General features: G+C 54.2%; 15 protein-coding genes, 1 pseudogene, 1 riboswitch and 1 other annotated feature. Of the genes and pseudogenes, 2 read left to right on the forward strand and 14 right to left on the reverse strand.

Annotated elements, in window-relative coordinates; all coding sequences use genetic code 11:
* Positions 1–8 precede the first annotated feature (8 nt).
* Positions 9–548, reverse strand: coding sequence for a CvpA family protein (locus BRO54_RS01040; RefSeq protein WP_074042845.1), 540 nt, complete (start codon positions 546–548; stop codon positions 9–11).
* Positions 541–816, reverse strand: a complete 276-nt coding sequence (gene zapA, locus BRO54_RS01045; protein ID WP_079935570.1) for a cell division protein ZapA — start codon at positions 814–816, stop codon at positions 541–543. Before zapA ends, BRO54_RS01040 begins: the two co-directional genes overlap by 8 nt.
* A 111-nt stretch (positions 817–927) precedes the next feature.
* Here zapA and rnhC point away from each other — a divergent pair, with 111 nt between their 5' ends.
* Positions 928–1,863 (forward strand): ribonuclease HIII, encoded by a 936-nt coding sequence (rnhC, locus tag BRO54_RS01050; RefSeq protein ID WP_074042828.1) that lies wholly within the window; start codon positions 928–930, stop codon positions 1,861–1,863.
* Positions 1,864–2,153: 290 nt separating this feature from the next.
* On the opposite strand, the pseudogene BRO54_RS01055 reads toward rnhC, so the two are convergent.
* The 10 genes and pseudogenes from BRO54_RS01055 to modA all read right to left on the reverse strand — a co-directional run.
* Positions 2,154–2,387 (reverse strand): annotated as a pseudogene (locus BRO54_RS01055) (zinc ribbon domain-containing protein); the annotation flags it as partial.
* A 239-nt stretch (positions 2,388–2,626) separates the two neighbouring features.
* The gene (locus BRO54_RS19750) at positions 2,627–2,782 is read right to left on the reverse strand and encodes a hypothetical protein (protein WP_161489609.1); all 156 of its coding nucleotides are present in this window, start codon (positions 2,780–2,782) and stop codon (positions 2,627–2,629) included.
* Between the two features lie 261 nt (positions 2,783–3,043).
* Positions 3,044–3,709 carry a type 1 glutamine amidotransferase domain-containing protein gene (locus BRO54_RS01060; protein ID WP_066226783.1) on the reverse strand — a complete coding sequence of 222 codons (666 nt, stop codon included), beginning with the start codon at positions 3,707–3,709 and terminating at the stop codon, positions 3,044–3,046.
* Positions 3,710–4,528: 819 nt separating this feature from the next.
* A complete protein-coding gene (locus BRO54_RS01065) occupies positions 4,529–7,693 on the reverse strand; it encodes an MMPL family transporter (protein WP_074042830.1) in 3,165 nt (1,054 codons plus the stop codon).
* Positions 7,690–8,142, reverse strand: a complete 453-nt coding sequence (locus BRO54_RS01070; RefSeq protein WP_074042831.1) for a MarR family winged helix-turn-helix transcriptional regulator — start codon at positions 8,140–8,142, stop codon at positions 7,690–7,692. The genes BRO54_RS01065 and BRO54_RS01070 overlap by 4 nt, the downstream gene beginning before the upstream one ends.
* A gap of 380 nt (positions 8,143–8,522) precedes the next feature.
* Entirely contained in the window at positions 8,523–9,578 is a 1,056-nt protein-coding gene (locus BRO54_RS01075) for an RNA-guided endonuclease TnpB family protein (RefSeq protein WP_074042832.1), read from the reverse strand.
* A gap of 86 nt (positions 9,579–9,664) precedes the next feature.
* Positions 9,665–9,838: a contact-dependent growth inhibition system immunity protein gene (locus BRO54_RS19755; protein WP_161489610.1), complete on the reverse strand. Its 174-nt coding sequence runs from the start codon at positions 9,836–9,838 to the stop codon at positions 9,665–9,667.
* Between the two features lie 83 nt (positions 9,839–9,921).
* Positions 9,922–10,272, reverse strand: coding sequence for a fluoride efflux transporter CrcB (gene crcB, locus BRO54_RS01080; protein ID WP_074042833.1), 351 nt, complete (start codon positions 10,270–10,272; stop codon positions 9,922–9,924).
* Positions 10,272–10,661, reverse strand: a complete 390-nt coding sequence (gene crcB, locus BRO54_RS01085; protein ID WP_074042834.1) for a fluoride efflux transporter CrcB — start codon at positions 10,659–10,661, stop codon at positions 10,272–10,274. The genes crcB (BRO54_RS01080) and crcB (BRO54_RS01085) overlap by 1 nt, the downstream gene beginning before the upstream one ends.
* A gap of 45 nt (positions 10,662–10,706) precedes the next feature.
* A riboswitch (Fluoride riboswitch) is annotated at positions 10,707–10,769 on the reverse strand.
* A 48-nt stretch (positions 10,770–10,817) separates the two neighbouring features.
* The gene (modA, locus tag BRO54_RS01090) at positions 10,818–11,609 is read right to left on the reverse strand and encodes a molybdate ABC transporter substrate-binding protein (protein WP_074042835.1); all 792 of its coding nucleotides are present in this window, start codon (positions 11,607–11,609) and stop codon (positions 10,818–10,820) included.
* Between the two features lie 141 nt (positions 11,610–11,750).
* Between modA and BRO54_RS01095 the strand changes: the two genes are divergently transcribed.
* Complete coding sequence (locus BRO54_RS01095) at positions 11,751–12,674, forward strand: substrate-binding domain-containing protein (protein ID WP_074042846.1); 924 nt, start codon at positions 11,751–11,753, stop codon at positions 12,672–12,674.
* A gap of 312 nt (positions 12,675–12,986) precedes the next feature.
* Here BRO54_RS01095 and pheT read toward each other — a convergent pair whose 3' ends face one another.
* A complete protein-coding gene (gene pheT, locus BRO54_RS01100; protein WP_074042836.1) occupies positions 12,987–15,401 on the reverse strand; it encodes a phenylalanine--tRNA ligase subunit beta in 2,415 nt (804 codons plus the stop codon).
* A gap of 21 nt (positions 15,402–15,422) precedes the next feature.
* Positions 15,423–16,457: a phenylalanine--tRNA ligase subunit alpha gene (pheS, locus tag BRO54_RS01105; RefSeq protein ID WP_074042837.1), complete on the reverse strand. Its 1,035-nt coding sequence runs from the start codon at positions 16,455–16,457 to the stop codon at positions 15,423–15,425.
* Between the two features lie 100 nt (positions 16,458–16,557).
* Positions 16,558–16,793: a binding site (T-box leader), on the reverse strand.
* Positions 16,794–17,021: the final 228 nt, after the last annotated feature.

Genomic DNA, 17,021 nt, shown 5'->3' on the forward strand with positions numbered 1-17,021 from the left:
GCGCTCCGTCAGACGCGGCCATGAATCCACCAGTTGCCAAGCATCTCCGACAACACCGGCGTATGCTTCACAATCACGGTCGCCATGAGCGAACGCTGCAGCTGTTCTTGGACGCTGTCAATCGGCACGAGCGCACCGATATACAAAAGCAAAAAGACAAGCAAATACACTTCCGCAAATCCGAGCGCCGCCCCGGCCAAGCGGTTGACGCTGCGCAACAGCGGCAGCTGGGCGACGAAATCGAGCATCGAGCCGACGATTTGCAGCACGATTTTCACCACAAAAAATAAGAGTGCAAAGGAAATCGCCCGATAATAGGCATCATCTAAATGGGTGCTCTGAAACAGCAGCTTCATCGTCTCAGGATCGCCGAACGTCGGATATGGAATCCAAAGGCGCAATGTCGGTACAAGCCGCTCATAATACTTATAAGCAACGAAAAAGGCAATGAAAAACCCGGCCATATGAATGAATTGGAGAATAAAGCCGCGCTTGAGTCCGATCATCGCCCCCAGCAACAGGACAAACAGCAGCACGACATCAATCATCGCGTCCCCCATCCTTCTCCTTCTTCAGCTGTTCACGAAGCCGGTTGTATTCTTCCTTTAACTTCAAATACTCACTGGCAATATTGACGGCCGTCAAAACGGCCAGCTTCGGTACATCGAGCATCGGATTTTTCTCACTGAATTCATGCATTTTATCGTCAACGAACGCGGCCACGAGCCGGATATGAGCCGGGCTTTCCGCGCCGACGATCGTATAGTCTTGACCATAGATGCGGACGCTCACCCGCGTTTTTGGCTGCCCTGTCAACCTGCTTCCCCCATTTCGCAAAATCCTACTGTTTATCATATCATGAATGCTGGTATAATGGAAAGATACGACACAAAGGGATCCAGAAGAGGATAAAGGAGAGAGCGAACGTTGTCAAACTATGTGATTCACGCGGATCCACAGTTGCTTAATGCGCTGCGCGCCCACTACCAAGACGCCTTGTCCGACCGGCTTCCGGCTGGAGCTTTGTTTGCCGTCAAGCGCCCGGATGTCGTGATCACCGCCTACCGCTCGGGGAAAGTGCTGTTTCAAGGGAAAGCGGCCGAGCAAGAAGCAGCGAAATGGATGGGGAAGAGGGGGGCTGATCTAGGCAAACGACAGGAGAGAGAGACCGCCTCGTCCCCATTGGAACATAGGCTCGAGAAGCTTTCTGCGATCGGTTCGGATGAAGTCGGCACCGGAGACTATTTCGGCCCGATCGTCGTCGCCGCCGCCTACGTTGATCGGTCGCATATCGCCAAAATCGCGGCGCTTGGCGTGAAAGATTCGAAACAATTGAACGATGAAGCGATCAAACGGATCGCGCCAGCCATCATGGAAACGGCGCCTTATGCCGTCACCGTGCTAACTAACGCCGAATATAACCGCTGGCAGCGAAGCGGCATGCCGCAGACGAAAATGAAGGCGCTGCTTCACAACCGGACGCTCGCCAAGCTCGTTGACGACATCGCGCCCATCGAACCAGAAGCGATCATCATCGATCAATTTTTAGAACGCAGCTCGTATTTCCGCTACCTCGCTGATGAAACGCGCATCGTAAGCGAGCGGGTGCATTGCCTGCCGAAAGCAGAAAGCGTGCACGTGGCGGTCGCCGCCGCCTCGATCATCGCCCGCTATGTGTTTTTAGAAGAGATGGAGCGATTATCCCGCACCTTCGGCCTTTTGCTCCCGAAAGGCGCCGGCGCCATCGTTGACGAAGCCGCGGCCCGGATCATCCGCGAGCGAGGAGCTGAAGCACTTGAGACGTGCGCCAAGCTTCATTTCGCCAATACAAAAAAAGCGCTGGCCATCGCCAAGCGCGGATAATAGGTCGATCCACCCTTGTCCTCGACTGCTAAGAACGAAAGCAGAACCACCTCATACCCCCACTTGCGCCGCTATATATCGAAGTGGGGGCTTCACATGTATTCCCATATGATGATGAGAAGTTGACCGAACGATCCCCGTGTGCCCCACGGCAGCAATCCCTAGCGGTTATACTTTATTTTAACATTGAACGCTCTCCCACCTACGCTAACGCTTATAGGTGGGAGATTCTTGGGAACACCCGCCCTACGGCAGGCTGTTAACCAAGCCATCCCCGTGCGTCCCACGGTTCAGCTGTCTTGCCAAAACAGCAAACGAAGCCCTTCCTGCAAAATATTTCGGGCGGCGTTATGGTCCCGGTCATGTTCGGCTCCGCAGTTTGGGCACCCCCACTGACGGATGTCGAGCGATTTCACCTCAACCTGCCGATGCCCGCAACACGAGCACAATTGACTCGATGGAAACGTGTGGCCGACACGGACCAGCGTCCGTCCGTACCATTTCGCTTTATACTCGAGCATACGGTGAGAAATTTTTTTGAAACAAGAGCTTGTTTTTCGTATGGAATTTCCGAAAGAAATAGTAATATTGCAGATATGAAAAAAGACAAGGCGTTAATTATAAATGAATTTACTATACCTAAAAGGCTGGTGAAAAACGAGTTTTTTCGCTCAACTTGGTGCGCTTGACTAAGAAAGGAAAGTTGATCTGACTAAGTTTCTCTAATAGAGAAAGAGTTGGGATCCGCCGATCTTCCCTTAAATCACCGGCCCTCTAAGGTTTCTACCAAGATTCCACCCAACATTAGTCCAAATAATCTCGAGAAATTTCTAGAAAATTGAAACCAACTATTATAGTCTTCCTGCCCTTTCGCCGACGGCTGGGCGCCGTTGCGGATGACCTCAATGGTTTCTCCCATTTTTGCCCTCTCCTTTCATTGATGATTCGGGCGGCAAGAGCGGAATTGTCTGTCATTCCTCAATGATTTTGACGCCCGACACCCAAAATCATCAACATTTGTTTATTATGATAACAAAGTTCAAATTCCAATCAATTGTGAAATCAAAGCGATTTGTTGATTAATGAACAACAATTGGAAAATCGTTCAAAAAACAAAAACAAGACGCTACCTCTCTTTTGGCGCGTCTTGTTATGGATAAACGAGTTCAGCTGATATTGTCTACGCTTGTTCTTCAAGAGCTGCGACGACTTTTTCCGCCGTGCTCCGGCTCGATTGCGGGTTTTGCCCGGTGATCAAGTTGCCGTCGCGCACCGAGAAATCGGTCCATTTCTCACCGCGGACGAAATTCGCCCCGCGCAGGCGCAAGGTGGACTCCAGCAAAAACGGCATATGGACGTCAAGCCCGACTTCGCGTTCTTCTTCGTCTGTAAACGACGTGACCGTTTTTCCTTTCACAATCGGCGTACCGTCTTTGTATGTGGCGTTCACCAGCCCTGACGGACCATGACAGACAGCGGCGATGATCCGGCCGTCTTCGGCAAACTGCTGCAAGACGTATTGCAGCGTTTCGTTGTCCGGAAAATCGAACATCGTTCCATGTCCCCCGGGAAGGAAAATGGCGTCAAACCCGTTCGCATCGTCTTTGCTTAAGCGCGCCGTGTTTTTCAGCGCCGCTTCCGCCTCAGCCCAAGACGGATCTTTTTCATTGATGCTGCGCGGATCAAGCGGCACATCGCCGCCTTGAATGCTCGCCACTTTCACATCATACCCTTTTTCTTTAAACACCAAATACGGCACGGCAAACTCCTCAAGCCAAAGCCCGGTTTGATGATCGTCCGTGATCGTCGTATGGTTCGTCACAACCATGAGCACTCGTTTCGTCATGCCCGCATTCCTCCTTTAGGTTCCGGAATGTTCTCTATCACTCATCATACTTTACATTGGGCAAAAACGGAAAAAATATGCTTGTGAAATCGAATCGCTCTTGATGAAAAATAAGTGGAGGAAAACGAAACATCATTCCTCCACGTCCTAATTCATGTCCTGCAGCACTCCGAGCCACGTTGCTTTTTCCGATATTGATGTTTCCCGCGTTAACCATAGCCGTAAAATAGAGTATATAATTGCCGGAGTACGTTATGTTGCAAACACCGTATTCGGAAGAGTCAGAAACATAGTAGGAGTTTAGCGTATTGGAAGAACTGCTGCTGTAGGAGAACCAAAACTGGGGTTGGCGTTCCATTCCAATCGGAAAGAGCATTCTCAAAAGCCGTCCTAATCACTGTGCCGGGGGTCTAAAGATTGCTTCCCCATTTGTACGTGAGACCGCTCACTCCATTTTTCCAATAGTAAGGTTCTAGAACATAGGCGCGCACCATTAGGGGGGCTGTAAAAATGGCTAGCGTCACCGAGAATATAACCGTGATTTTTGCCAATTTCATTTTCATCACCCAACATTGAATATTTTACAACTATAGTAACACAAAATAAAAAATATTCAATATTTTTTTAGGATTATATCCATTCCCTCCGCTCCCATGCCATCCACATCTGCGGGGAATGAATCGGTGGAAGATGATAAAGTAATGTGAATAGAACATACATTCTCTTGATTAGGAGGGGCGACATACTTTCAGCCCTCCCTTCATTCCAAAAAAGAACACCGCTTCCCCGATCATACGGGAGCGGCGTCAGCCAGCCATCTTAACTGATTTTCTGTTGTTCAAACCCATCCGCTTCGCCCGTCGGCTGCCCAAACGGCCACCAGTTCGCGCGGCCGAACGTGCGGACCATGACCGGCACGAAAAGCGGCAGGACGACGAGGGCGTAAAGCAGGAGCCCTGTCAACACAATCGTCGCAATTTGCAAGAGCGACAAGACGCCGGACGGATACATCGCGGCGAACGTTCCGCCTAAAATGACGGCGGCCGAGATGATGACCGTCCCCATATGGCCCATCGCCGACAGCATCGCTTCCTTCACCGGCCGGCCGCGGTATTCGTTGAACCGGTCCATGAGGAAGATGCTGTAGTCAATGCCGAGCGCCAAAAGCAGCACAAAGGCGAAGAACGACACCGCCCAGTTCAAGCCGGCATAGCCGAGGGCGTTGACGAAAATGAGCTCGGTGACAGCCATCGACGTGTAGTACGTCAACACGAGCGACAAGATCAAATAAAGCGGCATGATGAGCGAACGGAGCAGCACCGCCAACACGATGGCGATGCCAATGAGCATGAGCACCGCTGTGTGCTGATAGTCCGCGTTCGAAATCGTCTGCAAATCCGCGTACGTGCTGGTGACTCCGCCGACAGCGATTGTCGCGTCTTCCAACTTCGTTCCTTTCACCGCCCGTTCGGCCGCAGCGCGAATGTCATCGATGCGGCCGAGCGCCGATGTTGAATACGGATTTTCTTTTAAAATGACATCGAACGTCACGATGCGGCGGTCTTTCGACATATACACGTCTTTCGCCTGTGCAAAGTCTTTGCTTTCGCGCGCCTCTTTTGGCATGTGCCAGCCGGCCATTTCTTTCTCCGGCGCCGATGACAAATCGGCTAAATACGTTTCCGCCGTTCCGAGGCCGTTGGCCACTTTTTGAAGGCCGGACGCGCTTTGGTCCAAGCCGTTCACGAGCTGGCCGAGCTGGCCGCCAAGCGCGGAGAAATGCTCAAGCAATTGGCGCTGGCCGCCGTTGACTTGCTCAAGTCCGGCCGAGAATTGCGGCAGTTTTTCAACCGCCTGTTTCTGGCCGTCGGCCGCTTTCGTCAATCCGGCTTCGAGCTCACCAAGCCCGGCAATGACTTGATCCAAGCCGCCGTTGACCGCCGCTTGACCAGCCGCGAGTTGGGCGAACGATTCGTTCGCTTTCGCCAAACCGGCGCGCGCCTGCTCAAGCGCCCCGTTCAATTGCGTGAGGCCGTCCGCCATTTGTTTCGTCTGACCGGACAAGGCGGCGACCGTCATTTTCGCTTGTTGGTATTGCCCATCTTGACGGAGTTCCGGATGTGACTGTTCGACTTGCCCGAGCATCGTCTGCACGGCGGTGAGCTGATCGGCGACAGCTTTTAATCCCGCTTCGATTTGCCGGTACTGGCCGCTTAGCGCCGACAGCCCTTGTTCCGCCTGCTTGTAGCCGTCAAGCAGCTGATTCGCGCCTTCCTGCAGCTTTTTCGCATTGTCGCGAAGCGTCACTAAGCCTTTTTTCAGCTCACCGGCGCCCATCGCTCCCCGGCGCACCCCTTGTTCAATTTGGCTGAGACCGGTTTGCAGCTGGCGCAGGCCGTCTTCAAGCCGCTCCGTTCCGGAGACGAGCTGGCCGATGCCGGATGACGCCTGCTTAAGCTGCGGAGCGGACGAGGACAACTTTTGGCTTGCCGCCTCGAGGCCGGAGCCGATTTTCTCAATGCCCTCTTTGCCGGCGCCAAGGCCGTTTTTCAGCTGTTTCGCCTGTTCCGTGACAAACAGCTCCTTAATCGGCTCACCCGTCGGGCGCGTCGCCGAGCGGACGCTCGCCACGCCGTCAACCGTTTCGATCTCGCGGCTAATTTTCTCAATCAACGCCAGCCCTTCTTCCGAATCAAGCGGCTCTTTGCTTTTCAATACCACCTGCGTCGGCATGGCATCTCCCGGATTGAAATGATCGGCAATGATGTCAAACGCTTTGACGGAACGATAATGATCGCCGATCTCTTCCATTGAATCAAACGACAGTTTGCCATCATACGTCGCCAACACCGGCACGGTCACGACGGCGACAATCGCCAGCGCCAGAAGCGGACGGGCGAACGCAAATCGGCCAGCCGCGAGCCAAAGCCGGCTTTGCCCATGCTCGAGCTTCCCCCGCACCGGCCAAAACAGCTTCTCGCCAAGCACCGCCATGAAAAACGGCACAAGCGTCACGAGCGCCACAAGCAGCACCGCGACCCCGACAGCGACGGCCGCCGCCGATTGGTACAGCTTAAACGTCGACAAACCGATCGCCGCAAAGCCGATCATGACGGCAATGCCGCTTGCTGCCACCGTTTTCCCAGCCGTCCGGTACGTGGCGACGATCGCTTCCACCCGATCGCCGCGTTTCGCCAGTTCTTCTTTAAACCGGCTCAGCAACAAAATGCAATAGTCGGTCCCAATGCCAAACAACACCGCGACTAAAAACGTTTGCGTGAACGTCGACAGCGGGAAATTCACTTTATCTACTAAAAACGCAACGACCGACTGCGAGACGACATACGTCGCCCCGACCGCGAGCAGCGGAATGAGCGGCGCCACCGGCGAGCGGAACACGGCGAGCAACACAATTAAAATAAAGACGACAGTGATCCCTTCCGTTTTCTTCACGCCTTCCTGCGAGCTCGTCACGACATCTTCATCGATCATCCAGCCGCCGGTGAAATAATGCTCGACCTTGACGCCATCGACCGCTTTATACAGGGCGTCGGTCAATTGCTTCGCCGTCCGCCCGGCCGGGTCGATGCTGACGGAAACGAGCATCGTCGTTCCATCTTTGGAAACGAGTTCTTTTTCCAGCTCCCGGTTGGCAAACGGCGAGACGATGTTCGTTACATGAAGTTCCTCTTTTTTCTTTTCGAGCGCGTTTACCGCCCGTTCAATCTCTTTTTTATCGCCCGCCGTCAGCCCGCCTTTTTTGTAAAAGACAAGCACCGCGGATCGTTCATTTTGTTTGTTTTCCTGGCCGTTTGCCTCTTTGATCAATTTTGCCGCCAATGACGACGAGTAGCCGTCCGGCACGCTCAGCTGCCCTTTTTCGCGGACAAGCTCGCCCATGTTCGGCGCGGTCATCATGAGCACCGCCGCCATGATGATCCACGCCGCAAGCACGAACCATCTTCCTTTGATAATCGCCCTCATTTCGCTTCTTCCACCTCCTGCAGCACGTGGGCCAACCGTTCATACGTGCGGATGAACGTTTCAATTTCTTCTTCAGGGAAACGAGCGATCACCTCTTCCACGAGCCGATAGACGTTTCGGTCCATTTCCGCGATCCATGCTTCCCCTTGTTCCGTCAGCGTTAAGACAACGACTCGCCGGTCGCTCTCATCGCGGTCGCGGCGCAGCCAGCCTTTGTCGACGAGGCGATTCGTCATCGCCGTCACCGCGCTTTTGTTCACGCCGAACATTGCCGCAAGCTCCGTTGACGTGCACGTCCCCCGCCGCCGGATGTAGCGAAGCAAATAATATTGATCGTGCGTCATCTCTTCGCAAAGGCTGTCTTTGACAAGCGCTGCTCCGCGTTTCATCACGAGAAACGACACGGACAAATAGCGGTCAATCCACTCATCGATGTTTCGTCCCATCATTCACTCACCTCCCCATTTGTTCAATGATTGAACTATTTCCTAGGTCAACGCGTTGGAAACCGGTACGCACCCATTTTGTTCAATGATTGAACCATTTTTAATGTAACAAGGTGGGGATGAAAAATCAATCTTTTTTTCTATACACGACCAGCAACCATTCGATTTTTTCGAGCCAATCAAGACTTTGCGGGAACTTTTTTCGGTTCACTTGGATTGCTGTTGACACTCCACACACCTAAAGGCGCGGGATTCTTGGGTCGTTCGCGTCCTCATCCATTTCTGGTTCGGACAACGCCCAAGTTCGGGGGTGTGTCATCACCCCGTCCCATCGGGTTAAGATGTACCCCAATGGGCGGCGCACCTGTGACCAGTGCGCTAGATTAGGCGCTCAAGCCCGAAATCGCTTTGGCGATGTTAATGGCGCCATTCAAGTCGGCATGGAGGGTGTATCCGCACTTTTGGCATCGGAAGCGGATGCCGTTTCGGTTCGCTTTCTCTCGATGCCCGCATCGGCATGTTTGGCTCGTGTAGGTCGGCTTCACCCACTCCACCCGAATGCCCGCCATTTCCGCTTTATAGGCAATCATCGTTTGCAGTTGATGAAACGCCCAAGAGTGAAGGCTTCGTCCTGCTTCTTTGGCCGATGTTGCCCGTTTCCGAATCCCTGTCAAATCTTCCATCCGAATCACGCCAACACCGTTGGCGAGGGCAAAACGAACGATTTGGCGGCTGATTTTATGGTTCCTATCCTTCATCCAGCGGAACTCTTTACGGCCGATTTTGCGAATCATATGAAGCTTCTTGGCTTTGCCCAACTTTCGACGCAAAGCCGCGTATCGTCGGCGAATGAAAGCGCATTGGTTGCCCTTGAAAAACAACGATTTCGTTCCCACGCTGGCAACGGCAATATAGCGAAGTCCTAGGTCAACGCCCATTGCCTTCGTTTCTTCCCGTTGTTGGACTTCAACTGTGATCGCAACAGCCAAGTACCATTTCTTTCTCTTTTTGTAGAGCTTGGCTGCCCCTTGTTTGACGGTTCCATCGAGCAGCCGATTCAGCCATGCTTCTTGATAGGGACGCGTGACCACCGGCACGCCAATTCGCTTCTCCAGTGTGGGGAATGAAACAGTGTAGAACTCTCCTTTCTTTTCAACCTTTACGTTTTGATTGTTAAAGCAACACCATAATGTTCGAAACTTCTTTGTTTTCTGGTTTTTCTTTTGGGACTTCACTTCTCGAATCGTCTGATTCGCGACGGCAGAAGGAAACTGCTGCGACGAAAACTCTTTAAATAGTTTGCTCGTCGCTTGATTCAGCTCGGGATGATTCAACAGCCAATTCGCAAACGCTGTATTCACTTCTGTCATCCGTTCGTACATGTCTTGTTTGACTTTCGTTGGTTTGTGCAATTCCAGCCTTAGTGTGATCGTCGGCATGGATTCACCTCCTTGTGGCGATTACAGGATACCATTTTTTTCATAATCATTCAATATTAAGAAAACGGCTCGCTTTCATCCCACCCCTAAAGGAGTGGGCTTTCTCGCTCGCGGGTCTGTAATGCGTTGACTAAGCTTTCCGGTTCACGATCGCGAAAATCTCGAATCATATCATCAAACTCATCATCATCTATCGATTGGTTGTAGTAACCATCGACAAAGTATCGCAACGTCTTGAATCTCTCTTCAATTCCTGCCATTTAGACCTCCTCCTCTCGATCAAAGGGCAACGATCACCTTTTCTCCCCGATAAGAAATAGAGCCCGTTTTTCATTGCTGCTCATCACCGCCCCACGTGATAGCCAAGCCACGCGAGCCACACGCCACACAAATACGTAGCCGCCAAATAAACGACAACCTTCGCCCATTGGCGTTGCTGCATCATTTGCACGCTTTCCCATTTTAAGGTCGAAAACGTGGTGAACGCGCCCATAAAGCCGGTGCCGACAAGCAGTTTTGCGGCATCGGCGGCGCCGCTTCCGGCGAGCCAGCCGAGCAAGAAGGACCCAAGCAAGTTGACAATGAGCGTCCCGAGCGGAAAACGCGGCGAACGCCGAGCCGCCCAGCGGCTGACGATATAGCGGGCCATGGCGCCGAAAAAACCGCCGATCGCCACAAACAGCGATGTGTACATTATCCAATCCCTTCCTTCCGTTCCGGTTGAGCGGCGGCATATCCAGCCCATGCGGCGAGCAGGCCGCCAAACAGGCTGGCAGCGATATAAACGGCCGCCATGCCAAAGCGCCCTTGTTCCATCAATTCCACACATTCAACACTGAGCGTCGAAAACGTCGTATACGAGCCGACAAAGCCGGTTGTGACCGCGGTCTTCCACCATGGCGGCCATGCAGGGAGGCGGGTGAAGAAAACCGTGAGCCAGCTGAGCAAAAACGAGCCTGTCCAGTTGATGAAAAGCGTCCCGAGCGGAAAGCCGCCGACGGCGGCGGCGGGAACAACCAAACCGAGCCCATAGCGGACAAGCGCACCGATCATGCCGGCGATGCCGACAGCGAGATAGACCAATAAGGACCCCTCCTTCCAAAAATGAACAGACTCCTGCCGCTTCAATTTGCAGCAGGAGTCATCAGCCGGAAGCCGGCGGTTATGGCGAACTCCATCGCCTATTCGATTGGCATCGCCTTTATTTTACCATATATCCCCTCCCGATGGGAAGCAGATTCAACGGCTTGGTCGGAACCCGTGTTGTTCGAATATTTGGAGCGCTTGTTCGCTCGTCAAATAATCATACAACTCCCGCGCCTCCTTGAGATGTTTGCTCGTCTTGACAACACCAAGCGGATAGACGATCGGGTCGTGCATGCCGCTTGGCACGGAGGCGGCGATCTTGACTTTGTCCGACACGAGCGCGTCCGTCCGGTACACAAACCCGGCGTCGACGTTGCCGGTTTCCACGTACGTCAGCACTTGACGAACGTCTTTCGCGTAAACGAGCTTCGCTTTCACCTGCTCCCACAACCCCGCCTTCTCCAACGTTTGTTTGGCGTACATGCCGGCCGGCACCGACTCGGGGATGCCGATCGCCACTCGTTTGGCGCGGGTGATGTCATCGAGCGACTGAATCGCCCCTTCTCCTTGTTTCGGAACGATGAGCACCAGCTCGTTGGCGAGCACGGTTTTTTCGTGTTTGGAATCGATCAGCCCTTCCTTTTTCAGTTCCTCAAATGACTCGGCAGCCGCGGAGAAAAAGAGATCGACCGGCGCCCCTTCGGAAATTTGTTTTTGCAAGGCGCCCGACGCGCCAAAATTATATTGGATGCGGATGTTCGGGTGCTTTCGTTCAAACGCCGTTTTCGCTTCTTCCAACGCTTCTTGCAGACTGGCCGCGGCGGAAACCGTCAACTCTGCGTTCTCCGCCGGTTTCGTTTGATGAGCGTCCTCTTTTTGGCCGGCATCGCAGCCATATAAGCCGAACAATAAAAAGATTGCGGTCAGCCATGCCATTTTTCGCATTCGCATTCCCCCTTATCTGACTGAAACAGCATTGTTATATGTAATTATATCTAATTATAAATAATGATAAATAGTTGTGAAAGAAAAAATTTTTTCACACCCCTTTCTTTGCGCTACAATGGAAGAAAGGAGGATTGCATGATGCTGGAACCGCGGTCATACACGATCGAAGAAATCGCTTCCTTATTAAAGGTGTCAAAACTAACGGTGTACGATTTAGTGAAAAAAGGGAAGCTGCCCGCCTTCCGCGTCGGGCGGCAAATGCGGATCACCGCGGATGATCTCAAGCGGTACATCGCTGGGCAAAAAGGGGAGGCAAGCACCATTTCCCCCGCCGTTTCACGGCCGACCGAAGCCGCTCTTCGCCCCATCATCATCAGCGGTCAAGATATGGCTCTCGATTTGCTTGGCGTCCATCTCGAAAAAGACGGCCCTTATCAATCGCTTCGCACCTATACGAGCAGCCTCAACGGATTGATCGCTCTATACAAAGGGCAATGTGACATCGTCAGCGTGCATTTGTTTGACGGGCAAACGGGCGAGTACAACCGCCCGTATGTCGAAAAGCTGTTGACGGGGCACGCGTACATCATGGTGAACTTGATGGGCAGGCCGATCGGGTTTTACGTGCAAAAAGGCAATCCGCGCGGCATCCAAACGTGGAGCGACTTAGGAAGGAGCGACGTCACGATCGTCAACCGGGAAAAAGGAGCGGGGGCGCGTGTGCTCTTGGATGAACAGCTGCGCCTGCATGGGCTGTCGCCGTCCGCTATTCACGGCTATGAGCGCGAGGAGACAAGCCATTTGAGCGTCGCCTCAGCGGTGGCGGCGGGCCTTGCTGATGTCGGCATCGGCACGGAAAAAGTGGCACGAATGGCCGGCGTCGAGTTCATTCCGCTGATGAAAGAGCAGTATGATGTCGTCATGCTACGGACGCCGGAGAACGAACCGCTCATCGCCGCCGTCTTGAACGTGCTTCGCTCCGATTCGTTCCGCACCGAACTCGAAGCGCTTGGCGGATACGATGTGTCGCAAACCGGGCAAATCATCGCCGAACGCGGCTGACAGGGCAGCACAGCCGCATCTGTATAGATGCAACGAAAACGTTTACCATATCCTTGACGGAAAAGTCGCTTGTCCATTTTTCGACTGTCGAAGGCAGGACACAGGCTTGCCTCCGTCACGTCTTGGCAGTCGATCCAATGCTTAGGAAAAGCGACAAATGTTAAAGCTTCAAATGGCATCTATATGTTTTGGACATCAGGCGATGATTCAGCGGAACCTCCCGAATCCCATTTCCTTGCTCCGATTCTATGCCACCCATCCAAAAAAGAAGCTGTTCCAAAAGCGAGTCGCTTTTTGGAACAGCTTTTCATTTTACCCGCGCAGCACCGCGCCAAATTGTTTCTCGACCGCGGCGAGCACCCGCTCATGGACAGCGGCGACTTCCTCGTCCGTGAGCGTCCGCTCCGGATCGTAGTAGCGGAGTGAGAAGGCGAGCGATTTTTTCCCGTCCGGCAGGCGGTCGCCTTTGTAGACGTCAAAGAGGGAGACGTCTTTGACAAGCGGTTTCCCGGCTTCGGCGATCGCCTCCTCGAGGACGCCGGCTTCGATGTTTTCATCGACGACCAACGCAATGTCGCGCACGACGGACGGGAAGCGCGGAATCGGCTCGTAGCGGATCGCTTCGCTTTCGGCGTTCAACAGCTCGGCCAAGGCGAGCTCGAAGACGTACGTTTCTTTTAAATCGTACTCTTTTTGCACGGCCGGATGGAGCTGGCCGACAAAGCCGATGACCCGGCCGTCAAGCACAATGTCCGCCGTCCGTCCCGGATGCAAATCGTCGCGTTTCGCCGGGCGGTACGCGATGCGCTTGGACAGCCCGAGCAAGTCGAACAACCCATCAAGAACGCCTTTCGCGACGTAAAAATCGGCCGCTTTTTTCTCGCCTTGCCACAAATGGGCGTGCCATAAGCCGGTGAGAACGCCGGCAAGACGCTCTTTTTCCGCCGGCTGGACGTGTTCTCCTTTGGACAAGTAGACAGAGCCGATTTCGTACAAGGCGACGTTCTCGACTTGGCGGGCGCGGTTGTAGCTCGCCGCTTCGAGCAGATGCGGAATCAAGCTTTGCCGAAGAACGCTCCGCTCTTCGCTCATCGGCAGCGCCAAGCGGATCGGTTCGGCCGTCTCGAGCGCAAAGCGCGTCGCTTTGTCCGGGCTCGTCAACGAATACGTGATCGCTTGGAACAAGCCCGCTCCTTCCAAATAGCGGCGGACGCGGCGGCGCTTCGCCTGGTACGGCGTGAGCCCGCCCGGTTTCGCCTCGGCCACCGGCAAGGTCGCCGGCAGGCGGTCGTAGCCGTACAAACGGGCGGCTTCTTCAATGATATCTTCTTCGATCGCAATGTCGCGGCGGCGCGACGGGACACGGATCGTGAACGTTCCGTTGTCTTCCGTAAACGGGAATTGCAAGTTGGTTAAAATGGCGGCCACTTCCTCTTTCGTCATCGCCGTGCCGAGAACGCCATTGATGCGTTCGAGCGTGACCGTCACCACCACTGGCTCTTGGCGCCACACACTCGCTTCGACGATGCCGCCGACCACCTCGCCGCCGGCGTATTCGGCCATCAACGCCGCGGCGCGCTCGAGCGCTTCTTTCGTCCGCGCTGGATCGATTCCTTTTTCAAATCGGGTGCTCGCCTCGCTGCGCAGCCCGTGGTCTTTCACCGCTTGGCGGATGACCGGGCTTGTAAAGTACGCCGCTTCAATGAACACGGTCGTCGTGTCGTCGCGCACTTCCGAATTCGCCCCGCCCATCACGCCGGCTAAGGCGACCGGCTCGCGGCCGTTGGTGATGACGAGATGTTCTTCCGTCAGCTTCCGCTCGACATCATCAAGCGTGACGATCGTTTCGCCCGCTTTTGCGCGGCGGACGACAATCTCCTTCGAACCGAGGCGGTCGTAGTCAAACGCGTGAAGCGGCTGGCCGTACTCAAGCAAAATGTAGTTGGTGATGTCAACGACGTTGTTGTGCGGGCGGATGCCAGCTGACATGAGGCGCGTCTGCATCCAAAGAGGCGACGGGCCGATCTGGACGTTCTTCACAATCCGCCCGGCGTACAGCGGATTGTCTTCCGGCGCCTCAACGCGGACGGAAATGTAATCATAGACATGTTCGCTGTTTTCCTTGACCTCCGCCTCCGGCAGTTTCACATCGCGGCCGAGAATAGCGGCCACTTCATAGGCGACGCCGATCATGCTTAAGCAGTCGGCGCGGTTTGGTGTCAAGGCGAGCTCTAACACTTCGTCGTGCAAGCCGAGCCACTCGATGGCATCGGCGCCGACCGGCGCGTCGCTCGGGAAGACGAAAATGCCGTCCGCATATTCTTTTGGCACGACTTTCGTTTCGACGCCAAGCTCTTGGAGCGAACAAATCATGCCGTTCGATTCTTCCCCGCGCAGCTTCGCCCGTTTGATTTTGAAATTGCCCGGCAGCACCGCCCCGACTTTGGCGACCGCGACTTTTTGCCCTTTGGCGACGTTCGGGGCGCCGCAAATAATTTGCACGGGTTCGTCCTCTCCCAAGTCGACAAGGCATTTCCGCAGTTTATCCGCGTTCGGGTGCGGCTCGCACTCGAGCACATGGCCGATGACGACTCCTTTCATTCCCCGGTCAAGCGCCTCGACCCGCTCGACTTCAATGCCGCTTTTCGTAATCAACTCCGCGAGCTCTTTGGCCGTTATGCCCGTCAAATCGACGTATTCCCCTAGCCAACGGTAAGAAACGAGCATTCCCAACTCCTCCTTTTTCTGTTACACACGCAAAAATTGCCGCAAGAAACGTAGATCGTTTTGATAGAAATGGCGGATGTCATCAATGCCGTACTTCAGCATCGCGATCCGCTCCGGCCCCATGCCGAACGCGAAGCCGGTGTATGTTTTCGAATCAAAGCCGGCCATCTCGAGCACATTCGGGTGCACCATGCCGGCGCCTAAAATTTCGATCCAACCGGTGCCTTTGCAGACGCCACAGCCCTGCCCTTCGCAGCGGAAGCAGGACACATCGACTTCGACCGATGGTTCCGTGAACGGGAAAAAGCTCGGCCGGAAGCGGATGTCGCGCCCTTCCCCGAACAGCTTGCGGGCAAATTCGCGCAGCGTCCCTTTCAAATCGCTCATCCGGATGTTCCGGTCAACAACCAATCCTTCAATTTGTGTAAACTGGTGCGAATGGGTCGCATCGTCGGTGTCGCGGCGATACACTTTGCCCGGGCAAATGATTTTCACTGGGCCGCGCCCGCGGTGCTTTTCCATCGTCCGCGCCTGCATCGGCGACGTATGAGTGCGAAGCAAAATCTCTTCGGTGATATAAAACGAATCTTGCATATCGCGGGCCGGATGGCCTTTCGGCAAGTTGAGCGCCTCAAAGTTGTAATAGTCGGTCTCAACTTCCGGCCCTTCGGCGACCGTATAGCCCATGCCGATAAACAAGTCTTCAATTTCTTCAATGACACGCGTCAGCGGATGCGGGTTGCCCAGTTTCACAGGCCGGCCCGGCAGCGTCACATCAATCGCCTCGGCGGCCAGCTTCCGCTCCACTTCCTCTTGCTCAAGTTTCGCTTGTTTCGCTTCCAGCGCCTGTTGGATCGCCTCTCTTACTTCATTGGCAAGCGCCCCAATTTTCGGGCGCTCTTCCGGCGGCAGCGCCCCCATGCCGCGCAGCACTTCGGTGATCGGCCCTTTTTTGCCTAAATAGGCGACGCGCACGTCGTTGAGCGCTTTTAAGTCGCGGGCTTGGCCGATTTGTTCGAGCGCCTGGCGTTTCAACTCGTACAGCCGTTCTTTCACATCAATCCCTCCTCATTTCAATTGAACGCTCTCCCACTTACGCTCACGCGTAGAAGTGGGGGGTCTTCTCGGTTTAGGATGATAAAAAAAACCCGCCCCGGTAAGGGACGAGTTGTTGCTCGCGGTACCACCCTTGTTAACAGCATAAGCGTGCTGTTCACTTCATTGCGATAACGGCCGAAAGCCGGAACACCTTTACATCCCTCCTTGGGATGGTCCCGGTGTCAACTCAGGAGGTGAACTTCACTTGCGTCGGCCATAAAAACGCTCCCAGTCTATGGCGTTTTCTCCCTGGATGGCGAGCGGCAAGCTACTTTTCTCCGTCATCGTTGTTGTCCGTATGGGAAATGTCGCTATCATTATACGCAAATGAGCGGGCAAAGGCAAGGTCAGGCCGAAATTTCTTTGCGCAGCTCATCGATTTCCGCTTCCTGTTCAATCGAGCGGATAGCAAGGCGCTCCATAATTTTTTCCTGCCGCACTTGCCCTTCCTTGAGCGCCGCAACATCTTTTTTGACCCCCAACATGTCCTTTTTCATGGCGTCCATGTCTTTTTTCATCGCA

This window comes from Geobacillus proteiniphilus (assembly GCF_001908025.1).
GTDB classification, from domain to species: domain Bacteria; phylum Bacillota; class Bacilli; order Bacillales; family Anoxybacillaceae; genus Geobacillus; species Geobacillus proteiniphilus.